This window comes from Microvirga splendida, from assembly GCF_016427565.1.
Taxonomy (GTDB): domain Bacteria; phylum Pseudomonadota; class Alphaproteobacteria; order Rhizobiales; family Beijerinckiaceae; genus Microvirga; species Microvirga splendida.
The window spans coordinates 1-10,558 of sequence record NZ_JAELXT010000062.1 but is presented as its reverse complement, the minus strand read 5'-3'; the positions used below and the strand labels follow the sequence as shown (position 1 = coordinate 10,558).

The 10,558-nt window shown below is 56.9% G+C and carries 6 protein-coding genes and 1 pseudogene; 1 reads left to right on the top strand and 6 read right to left on the bottom strand.

Annotated features, from left to right (window positions below; translation table 11 throughout):
- Positions 1-366, top strand: a pseudogene (locus JAO75_RS24655) (transposase); the annotation flags it as partial.
- 123 nt (positions 367-489) lie between these two features.
- On the opposite strand, the gene JAO75_RS24650 reads toward JAO75_RS24655, so the two are convergent.
- From JAO75_RS24650 to JAO75_RS24625, 6 genes are all read right to left on the bottom strand, one after another.
- Positions 490-1,107: an IS3 family transposase gene (locus JAO75_RS24650; RefSeq protein ID WP_199051848.1), complete on the bottom strand. Its 618-nt coding sequence runs from the start codon at positions 1,105-1,107 to the stop codon at positions 490-492.
- A gap of 11 nt (positions 1,108-1,118) precedes the next feature.
- Positions 1,119-1,385, bottom strand: a complete 267-nt coding sequence (locus JAO75_RS24645) for a transposase (protein ID WP_199051847.1) — start codon at positions 1,383-1,385, stop codon at positions 1,119-1,121.
- A 297-nt stretch (positions 1,386-1,682) separates the two neighbouring features.
- Complete coding sequence (locus tag JAO75_RS24640) at positions 1,683-3,761, bottom strand: class I SAM-dependent methyltransferase (RefSeq protein ID WP_199051846.1); 2,079 nt, start codon at positions 3,759-3,761, stop codon at positions 1,683-1,685.
- Positions 3,762-3,845: 84 nt separating this feature from the next.
- Positions 3,846-7,271 carry a glycosyltransferase gene (locus JAO75_RS24635; RefSeq protein ID WP_199051845.1) on the bottom strand — a complete coding sequence of 1,142 codons (3,426 nt, stop codon included), beginning with the start codon at positions 7,269-7,271 and terminating at the stop codon, positions 3,846-3,848.
- Between the two features lie 468 nt (positions 7,272-7,739).
- Positions 7,740-9,821: a glycosyltransferase gene (locus tag JAO75_RS24630; protein WP_199051844.1), complete on the bottom strand. Its 2,082-nt coding sequence runs from the start codon at positions 9,819-9,821 to the stop codon at positions 7,740-7,742.
- Positions 9,822-9,913: 92 nt separating this feature from the next.
- Positions 9,914-10,558, bottom strand: a 645-nt coding sequence (locus tag JAO75_RS24625) for a glycosyltransferase (protein ID WP_199051843.1), incomplete at its 5' end; no start/stop codon positions are given.

Genomic DNA, 10,558 nt, shown 5'->3' with positions numbered 1-10,558 from the left:
AGTTCCTGAAGTTCTGCGGCTTGGATCTGGCCACCTGCAAGTCGGGCACCTTCCGCGGCCGCACCAAGCTGTCGAAGCACGGCAATGCCCGCCTGCGCCGGGCGCTGTGGATGGCAGCCCAAGTGGCGGCACGCCAGCGCGACAACAGCTTTCGGGATAAACTCGGCCGCTATACCGAGCGCGATCGTCACGATGCCGATCTGCGCCGCAAGGCCCTGACCGCGTTGACCGCCAAGATGGCCCGTGTGGTGCACGCGGTGATCAAGGGCAGAACAGAATACCGGCCGTTCTTTGAGCGTCCGGTGCCGGGTGGAAGGACCTCTCTCTGTACGGGCCGTGAGGGCGCGACAGCGACCCTGTAGATAATGTTTGGGCCTTCCACCTGGGGTGTATCTCGTATTGAGGACGGTGAGGACCACGGCTGTGACCGCTGGATCCTGTGTTTGCTATGGGAGAGAACAATCCCGTTGACGGTGGAAGCCACCTGGCTCACTCTACCTGAAGCGCCGATCCAGCAAATCGGCGTGCTGAGATCTGTTGGCCCAGTGCCCCTGCTGCTTCCCCACATAGGACGTTGTCCACCCGAATGGTTTGCGGAACACCATAGATGCCGGTCACCCGGTTGAGCGTCGCAACCACGTTAGCGCCGGTGTAGCAGAAGCGAACATCGATCGCCGGCGAGAGCTTTGAGAACGCATCCACGATGGTCAGGATCCGGATCTTGCGGCCGTCGAAGAGCTGATCGGACAGGAAGTCCATCGCCCAGACCTCATTGGGAGCCTCGGGTAGCTTGCGGTCCGAGCGCACCTTCGCGGCCACCTTGCGCTTTGGGCATTTATTCCTGATCTGTAGACCTTCTTCGATATACAGCCGGTACACGCGCTTGTGGTTCACGCGCCATCGCTCCCGCTGCAACAGCACGTGAATGCGGCGATAGCCGTAGCGCACGCGGGTCTCGGCGATCTCCCGGATGCGCTTGGACAGGGCAGCCTGCGACAGGCGGCGCGAGCGGTAGAAGTAAGAGGACTTCTGGAACTGCAGCACGTGGCAGGCCCGTCGGATCGAGACCTGGAACGCGCCTTGCAGACTATCCACCAGGCGCCGCACCTTCGCAGGCTTCAGAGCTTTTTTGACAGCACGTCCTGCAGCATGGCTTTGTCGAGCGAGAGGTCGGCCACCATCTGCTTCAGGCGCCGGTTCTCCTCCTCGAGCTGCTTGAGGCGGCGCACCTCCGAGGGCATCAGCCCGCCATACTTCTTGCGCCAGCGGTAGTAGGTCTGCTGCGAAATCCCGGCCTTGCGGCAGACCTCCTCGACGCTCACGCCGTCATCGACCTGCTTGAGGAGCAGAGCAATCTGCTGCTCCGAAAACCTGGACACCTTCATGGCCCATTCCCTTCTCCCAGCCCGGACAGATTACGGGAAAATTCTCACTCTGGCTGGTCCAGTTTCCAGGGAGAAGGTCACCACCCCTAAAGCATCGGACCCAAAAGTGGAATCCACTTTTGGGATCCACTTCGATGCTCCAACTCTTTGCTGGCGCATCGTTGAGTGCGGAAAACCGGATCCACTTTTCCGCACGATGCGCTAGCCGCAATGGAAAGGATTGCTCATAAACGTAGATGAGGTCGACTGCGCTCTCTTGGCGCTCGGGTCCTAATTCTGGGCCGATCAACGGTGACTTTAGGTCCTACCAGGAGGCTTTCCGATTTTCCGTAGAAGCGAGCCTGTGCGCTGAAGGATCCAACGGGTCGCTTTCGATGCAGTTGGGTTGCGCTCATCAACACGTTTCGCGATCTGCAGGAGCTTCCAGCTTGTGGAGGAGTGGATAGCCTGCAGCTCAGATTTCTGACGCTTTATCCTCTCGGCTTGATGTGCGATTTTACTGGCCCGATGCTCCAGTTCCGCGTCCCGTTTCTCAATGCGCTGCGTGAGCCGAGCATTCGCAGCAGAAAGACTCCCTACATTGCCTACAAGTTCGTCCCTCTCACCAACAAGACGGTTCACTTCTGTAGTAAGGCGGTTCACTTCTGTAGTAAGACGGCTTCGCTCAGCCAGAACTTCGTTGAAATTGTCGATCGTGGGACGAACGGTAAGAGCCCAATCCGCAAGATTGTGGATTCCCTCCTCGCATGGATGCGCATCGGGTTCACCTTGCACCCACCTTTGAACGCGCGACTCGAACTGCTGGTAGCGGTGAATGTCGGACGCCGTGAGCGAAATACCATTGTTAGCGAGAATTGCTTGAATCAGCTCGACAACTTTGCAAGGCGTCCCGGCGATAGGGGCGGCATAACTGGTTATCCTAACCAAGCTATCTCTCAAGCCGCGAAAAAGGACGAAGCCGATTTCGATATCGCTTTTGATACGCCATTCCTGATCGAAAAACTGCAACCGACCATTGCTATCAATTGCAGTGTTGAGTGGTGTTGCGTCGAATAGGGAGCCATCCACCATCTCCTGAACACCGAGAACGGAGTGCTCCTGAAATCCGGCTCGCTCTGCAAGGAGTTTGATCCATGGCTTTGCCCACGCTCCCAACCCGTTAACATCCCAGTCTGGGCGGTTGACAAGCCGTGACAGCTCGACCCACAAATTCGTGCCGGAAATGTAGGTCTCGTCCTCCGCAACGTTCTCAATTGGGGTGTCAGGAACAGGCGTATTGCTCACACGCGAGCGCCTGACGACTAGGCGATCACCTTCCGAAACGAAGACGGCTTGTTTCATGAAGGCAGGATCTCTGGTCAACGAATAGTGCCAAGCAAGCTTTTCGGGCTCTGAGACTGGCTTGATGGCCTCCGCCATGCGGGAGGCGACGATCAAGAAGGATCCAGCATGATCCTGAGCAAGGCCATTCCGGTATGACACGGCCAGGGCACGCTCGAGAGAAAAGAGTGGGGTCGCGGGGCGTTGAGGATCGGCCAGAACGGATTGCAGGATCTGAGCTTCGGCGTCGAACGATCCGCCCGGGACACTGCCTTCCGGTGAGAGCACAGTGATGGGAAGCTTGTAGTCGGGCAGAGGGACGAAGATCCGTTGGTGCACAAGCCCCGCGTCGGACAAGATATGCTGGAGTTCCAATTTGCCGAATGTTACGGCCGTGTCCGCGTCGTAGCTGTCGTTCACGCCGAAATAGGGGACGTTGACGTGATCCTCCTTCGCGCCAGCGAGATATTTGAGCCCAAACTGGTTTTCGATCGCCAGGATCAGGAAGCCGTCATCATCAAGATGAGACAGGGCGTGGGACAGCAGATCTCGTTCTGAGAAGCCTTTGTACGGCGCGAAGGCCCGAGCATACTCCAAGACGCCGATCAATGTGACGACCTTGAATTTCGAGTTCGTCGTGAAGCTCTCGATCCGGTCGCAGACAACTGCGACGTTTGACAAGTCCGAGGTTCTTTCCCTAGCGATTTTGGCCCGGACGAGAGACCCCTCGATCGCCGTAACCTGACTTCCAAGCTCTCCAAGATAGCGCGTTACCGCGCCACACCCTGCGCCGAGCTCCAGGATCGGCCCCTTCAGGGCATGCTCAAGAGGGCGCAGAAGGTTCGACCGAACACAGGATAGATGGTATTGCGATGGCCAGTCATTGATGTGGGACGCGAGCTCCCGAGAGAACAAGGACTTGTCCGATACGCCAGCAATGGCATCGTAAATCCTGCGCTCGACTTCATCGCCATCTGAATATGTAAAATCCGCGGCCGATTGGTCACTCGTGCGAGGCAGCCATACACCGTCAGTCAAAAGGTAGTGATCGTTCATGTTATGATTCATGGCCGTATGATCGTGAATCTCAGCGTGCGATGGTCGAGTGAGGAAGATCTATCAACTGCAGCATATACATGTTCACGTACCAGACAATTGAAGCTCTGAGGCCACCCCGTGTTGAGAAAAGTCGAGGCCGTAGTAGTCCTTCAAGATGGACTTGTAGGATACGTGGACTGCCTCCGCCAAATCTTGAGGAGCTGGCTCGATTTGGACGCTCAATAGAAACTGCAGGATGTCTGGAGCCGACAGCATATATTCTGCGGGCATGATACCGCCCCAATGCAGTGCCCTCAATCGATCTGCCGGAGCTCCAAGGTCGAAGACGACAGGGAAGACTCCAGCTTCCATAGCCGATGACAGCGTGTAGCTGAACGTCTCCGGCAGTACCGAGGGAAACCAGGCAATGTCGGGAGCCTGCTCTGCCAAGAGGCCTTGGAGTTCATCCTCGGCGTACCGCCCTGTGATTATGACATTGGGAAAAGTGTGCAGCTTGTACTCGTTGGATATGTATCCCACGATGACGAACTTGATCGGCAGCTGATATGCCAGGGCGTATCGTGCGCATTCAGCCAGCAGTGTCGCGCCCTTGTGAGGACCAATAGCACCGATAACCGCCACATAGCGCTCGCTTTTGTCCGCCCTGGGCCTTGCATCTCTGGGCTGCAGTACCGTGACGTGCGGCCGCACGGTGAATGTCACGTGGGGGAAGTAAGTATTCATGCGCGCAGCCACGTCGTCGCTTGGCACAAATATAGATCTCGCGCCTGCCAGGAGTGTTCCAAACTTCCCCCTCCAAGCTTCGATCGTCTCGTTCCCGGCAATAGAGTGCATGGTCGCAAGGCACGTGTTGCATGCTGCCGGTTCGGGTTCGCCGCAATAGACGCCGGAATGGCTGATCAGGGTTATGCGCGGACAAACATACATGTAGTCGTGCACGGTCACATCATACTGGATACCGGCCATATACGCAGCCTCGCGGATCATGCGTTCGATGCCTTCGCCAGTATCTGCCAGATGCTGCACGTGAATATGCTTCACGTTGAACTTGTTGATGACGTCGACCAATCGGGACGGGTCATAGGGCACGCTGAAGCTTGGAAGGTTGGGAACGTCGCTCAGGCCCAGGGTGCCGAATTGCAGAGTGCCAGGCTGCTTGGGGTTCGATCTAAGGATGAAGACGGGAACACCTTCCGCTTTCAGTGCCCGCTGCATCTCTTCAACGTGCCGTTCAGTTCCTCCACCGCGGCCGAGTGTAATGAACAGCATCGCTGGGCCATCGGCCTGTGCATGCAATCGTAAACGCTCGATATCGAGGTTCTCTCGCATGTCCAGAACCGGATCGTTGAGGATGAACTCGCGAACGGTCGAGGAGTATTCAGGGTGCAATGCCTCCAGCCGTCTCTGAGCCTCTTGAGCCAAGGCCTTCTTCGTTTCTCCGAAGGAGGCGCCGCCATAATGTCTGACAAAGACATTCCCTATGAGGACGTTGCTCCAGCCCCTCTTGACGGCGCGGCGGCAGAAGTCGTTCTCCTCGCCATAGCCGCGTCCGAACGTCTCGACATCAAACAGACCAACGTCGTCGATGCAGGCTCGGCTGATATACATGCAGAAGCCAACGGCGGTTGGAATCTCTACACTTTTTCCGGCGTTTACTCGCGCGGCGATTCGATCGAGGGATGCGTCGTCGATCTCCAGTTCGTTGTCATTGTCGCTGACAAATTTGGGATAGCTGCAGATTGTCGCGTTATTGGACAAAGGCGTGATCGTTCCAACGTTCCGGTTGGCTTCAGCAAACGCAACGATCCTGTCCAGCCAGTTGCCATGGACGGCCGTATCGGAATTGAGGAGCAGGACGTCACGGTCATTGTGCAATTCCATGCCGCGATTGACCGTAGCAACGAAGCCCAGATTTCTTTCGTTCTTAAGAAGCGTGATCAGCTTCATGGATGCCAAGCGTTCGAGATCTCGGGAAAGGTCCGGATCGGGTCCGCAATCATCGATAACGACAAGGTCATACGCAGTCCTTTGCTGCGCATTGAGGACATGAAACAAACAGTTCATGGTCTCGCGAGCCTGGCCGTAGACGGGGACAACGATGTCGACGCTTGGGCTTTGCGCGGGCCTCAGCTGAATATCGCGAGCGAGCCCCTCCCACACGTCCCAGCTCGGAGGGGCGGGAATTTGGACTTTCTTCGGCGCATCGACAATAACATCCTCCAAATCCTGTTCCTGCGCCTTGCCATGGAGCTGCTGAGGAGCCTTTGGATGCTTCTTTGCTGTACCGTGCTGATTTGCCGATGGGACAGGAGCTTTGATTGCTGACGATTTATGAACGATACTGGTCGCCTTCAGGCGCAAGGCCCTGACGACCTTCTGTGCGGCACGAATCGGGCGCGCAAATTTCCACGATGTCGAGTTATACAATTGATGGATGAGCGCTTCGCGAGATTTCAGCTTTTTCCTGTAGGCCTTAAGCTTCTCGTTACTCTTTCTGAGTTTCGCGTTGCTCACTTTTAGCTTTTCGCGCAGGTCAGCCACTGTCGTCAGCGTTTTCCCCGCATTGTTGAGGCTCGAGGACGCTTCTTCGAAGCGAACATTCGCTTCTGCGATCTGGAAACGGAGGCGGGCCAACTCGTCACGCCACGCTTTCGGAGCCTGATCGAACGCAGCCCTGTCGCCATACCGAGGCTTGGCCAAGAATGCGACGGCAATGTCTTCAAGTGTCTCGATCCTCGTCAGCCTGACTTGGTCGCGGCTATTCTTGATTTTTTCATGCTTGAGCCCGGCTGGCAGAAAAAGCGTGCCATGGCCATCAGCAAGTTCTACCGAATTCGAAGCCGACTTGGAAATATCGCTTTTGTTCGGTGCAGTATTCCTAACATAGAATGTTTCGTATCCAAAGGCGGAAACATGAATCATGGCCGCATAGGCATCGTCGAGGGAAGTAAAATTTACGAAGATGACGGGCTTCTGCTGAGATATTATACTGCGAAGTCCGTTGATGACGCCAGTGCCCACCCGTGCGCTATCGATCTTGATCAGAGCAACATTGCTAATCGATGATTCGAGATGGAGCTCTCCAGCGTCGACAAGGCGTTCCGCCGAGCCCGCAATCGTTCTCAGCCTGTCGCTTGGCGACGCGATTTGTCGAACTTTAAGTTCAAGCTCTCGCACTTTGACGTTTCGGGCGTTCTTCTCCACGAGAAGTGACCGAAGGGCATCAAGTTTCTCGCCCGCTGGCTCATAGGCATACACAACTCCGTCCGCCCCGACACTTTCCGCCAAGGCGAGGGTGTGAATATCTGCTCGCACGCCAATTTCAACGACGGTAACTTCTGGCTGCAGAAACTGCTTTAGAAAATCGATTTGTGTATCGATCCACTGGTCATAAGACTCTAATGATCTTTTCGTGAGATCGCCGCCTTCCGGATAACTAGTTCTGCCGTTCTGAAGCCGTATTTTCGAGTTCGGAGCGTTCATCTGTTCACGCGAGAGCTTCATCATTTCGACCGCATTAGCATTTGGAGACTAGCCCGACCTCAATTTTAGTGGTCAGAGAGGAATAAAGCAGGAAATAACGTTTTAAAGACCTATTCACTCATCTGCACGAGTGTTGTGATCAGGTGTCGCTCGCCAAGGGGAGTTGTTGCCAACTGACTACAGTGCGCGAGAGACAAACAAGATAGTTTCATGCAGGTGGGCATAGCCCAATTCTTCCATCCGGGCAATTGCGACAGTGAGTTCGGTTTCTCAGGCCTAGTTTGAGAAAGCCATATACATATCAGCCTTTTGCAGGGTGGAGCATCGTCCTTGGCCGACTTAGAGGATCAAATCGGCGAGGCCAGCTGCTCCCGGCGGGGTTGATGAACAAAAGCGGATCAAAGGCCGGTGCTTGCCTCGGCAGAGCAAAGTATGAATGATCCTCGTCCATGTTTATGCGACATGTTCCGGCTCGGCGCCAAATCGGGCACTCTATCTCCGTGTCAGTCTCGCCTTAGCCCACCTTAGAGTTTTCAATACGCGCCAAGGAAGCACCCGTTCGGCCAACAAAATCTTGAGGGCAAACATTCTTTCGCTTGCGCGATAGCGCCTCCTGAGGAAGGTGGAGACCGGTTGCATAGCCAGAAACTCAACAGCCCTAATTTTTGGGAAGGGTCTGATTTTGTTTTTGCCCGGGAAGGTGAGGGCAGTGTCGGCAGCGATGCTCTCGAGCGCGGCCAGATACTGCTCCATCGAGTAGTCCTGGTGGCGGGCAAAGGCCGCCTGCGACAGGCTGACAAGCTTGTCCTGCGTCAGGCTCTCCAAGAGCCCCACCACAGCCTCGGCCGAGAACTCGTCGAGCAGATACCCGTCCTCGCCATGGCGGATCACCTCCGCCGGTCCCGGCGCATAGCTGGTGGCGATCACCGGCACCCCGAACGAGAACGCCTCCAGGATGACGTTGCCAAACGACTCCTTCTTCGACGGCAGCAGCACCACCGAGGCCTCGCCATACAGCGCCGCCTTGTCGGTGACGTTGTAGTTGATCTCGACCCCGTCCCTCACGCCTGCCTCGTCGAGCAGGGCGAGAAAGGCGGGCAGATCCGGCGAGTTGAGGCTATCAGTGGTGAAGATGCGCAGCCGCCCTAAGCCGCGCTCCTGCATCAGCTTGGCAATCGGCACCAGGCGCTCGGCGCCCTTGGTGTGGAAGTCGATGCGCCCGACATAGGTGGCGAAGCGGTTCTGGTCCGGGCTGTAGCCGTTCTCGGTGCGGGTGGCCACGGGGAGCCGGATCTTGGTGAGCTCGTGGATGCCCATCTGGCGGTGGAAGTTCATGTCCATGTCCGACAGGCACAGGATGCGTGAGACCTTGTAGCTGTCGACGAAGTCGAGGTGGGCCAACACCTCCGAGTCCTGCAGGATGAAGGCAAGCTGACCCGAGGCCATGTGGATGAGGGGCAGGCGGGTGAGCTGCTCCTGGACGGCGGGCGAGAAGGCGCGGATCACCGAGTTGGGGGTGATAACCACGGTGTCGGTGGCATGGCAGGTGTTCAGAAAAGCGAGCACCTCAGCCTCGTTGTTCTCAGCCACGAGGGTGTCGGGGGCGTGCGGGAAGGCGGGATCGCGCTTGGCCGTGAGGCAGACGTGGCGGATGGCGCGGCCCTGAGCGGCCGCGATGGTGTTGCGCACACGGCCGGGAATGCCCCCGATCTTCGACACATCCTGAACCAGATGCACAATCGTCCGAAGCTTGAACGGCATAATGTCGTTCAGGGTCTTCCGCAACGTCACCCGAGCGCTTTCCGTCAGGGACGGATCATCGCGAACAACCTTGAGAAGGTTGCGATGCAGGTTCTTGATGTAGGTATCGTCAATCCCGTAGCGCTCCTTCAGGAGCCGATAATTTTCGACCCGTGCCGCGATCTCCGGCAGAAGGATGTTCTTTGAGAGCGTCGACTTGCGGGAGGCCGCAATCAGGTAGAAGGGAGCGGTATCGATCAAATGGACGCGATCGAAGCCGCCCAAAAGGATGCGCATGTTCAGCCGCACATCCTCGCTGCGCCCTTTGACGCTGTCCTGCGTGTGCAACCGCAGGGCATCGCGGTTGTAGATCTTTCCGCCGATGCCGGAGAGGATGCGGGTGATCGTGTCGCTGGTGATCGCCTTTTGGGGATCGATAAGCCTCGGGAACTCCCGGCGCCGACCATTCATGAAAGGCGTGACGATGATGTCGAACCCTGGGGCAAGACGGTTCGCAACAGTTGTGAGGGCTTCCGGCTGGATAAGATCGTCCCCATCGACGAAGGTGACGTAGGGTGCTTTCGCCTGATCGGCGATGTACTGACGTCCAACAGACGGAGAGCCGAAATTTGCCTCGGCCAATTGGACTTCAAAGTGCGCCCTTTTTGAAAGGGGATGTTGCGCAATGAGATTAGCGGTGCCATCGGTGCTGGCATCGTCGAACACAACAATCTGAAAGCGCTTTTCGTCCAAAACAGCAAGCCGGTCGAGCAGTCCCACGATGTTTTCACGCTCGTTATGAGTGGTCACACCGATGGTCAAAATAGGATTCATTCGTGGATCTCTGATTGAAGGCGTCGGCTGGCTGAATTGACTAAGATTGCTCGGACACGAATTTCCGGAGACTGTAGATTTCTACGGCACGCCTACGGATGCGGTTTGCGGCCCAGCCTCTTATTCAGGAGGCGCAAGGGCTCAGTCAGGCGCCAGGAAAGGGACTCTTTTACATTCTGCAGGTCTTTCTCCATCAACCTAATCTGCCTGCGGGCGTCTCTCAGTCGTGATCTCAACACTTCAGCGGATCTGATTTTTGGAAACGGCCTGACTTTGTTTTTTCCTGGGAAGGCGAGGGCGGTGTCGGCGGCGATGGTCTCGAGTGCGGCCAGATACTGCTCCATCGAGTACTCATGGTGGCGGGCAAACGCCGCCTGCGACAAGTCGGTCAGCTTCTCCGGGTTCAGGCTCTCCAGCAGATCGACCACCGCCTCGGCCGAGAACTCGTCGAGCAGAAACCCGTCCTCGCCCGAGCGGATCACCTCGGCCGGACCCGGCGCATAGCTGGTGGCGACCACCGGCACCCCGAACGAGAACGCCTCCAGGATGACGTTGCCAAACGACTCCTTCTTCGACGGCAGCAGCACCACCGACGCCTCGCCATACAGCACCGCCTTGTCGGTGACGTTGTAGGTGATCTCGACCCCGTCCCTCACGCCCGCCTCGTCGAGCAGGGCGAGAAAGGCGGGCAGATCCGGCGAGTTGAGGCTATCAGTGGTGAAGATGCGCAGCCGCCC

Excerpts from the sequence above, each read along its gene's own strand:
- JAO75_RS24645 (WP_199051847.1), bottom strand. The coding sequence starts at position 1,385 with ATGAAGGTGTCCAGGTTTTCGGAGCAGCAGATTGCTCTGCTCCTCAAG.
- JAO75_RS24630 (WP_199051844.1), bottom strand. The coding sequence starts at position 9,821 with ATGAATCCTATTTTGACCATCGGTGTGACCACTCATAACGAGCGTGAA.
- JAO75_RS24635 (WP_199051845.1), bottom strand. The coding sequence starts at position 7,271 with ATGATGAAGCTCTCGCGTGAACAGATGAACGCTCCGAACTCGAAAATA.
- JAO75_RS24640 (WP_199051846.1), bottom strand. The coding sequence starts at position 3,761 with ATGAACGATCACTACCTTTTGACTGACGGTGTATGGCTGCCTCGCACG.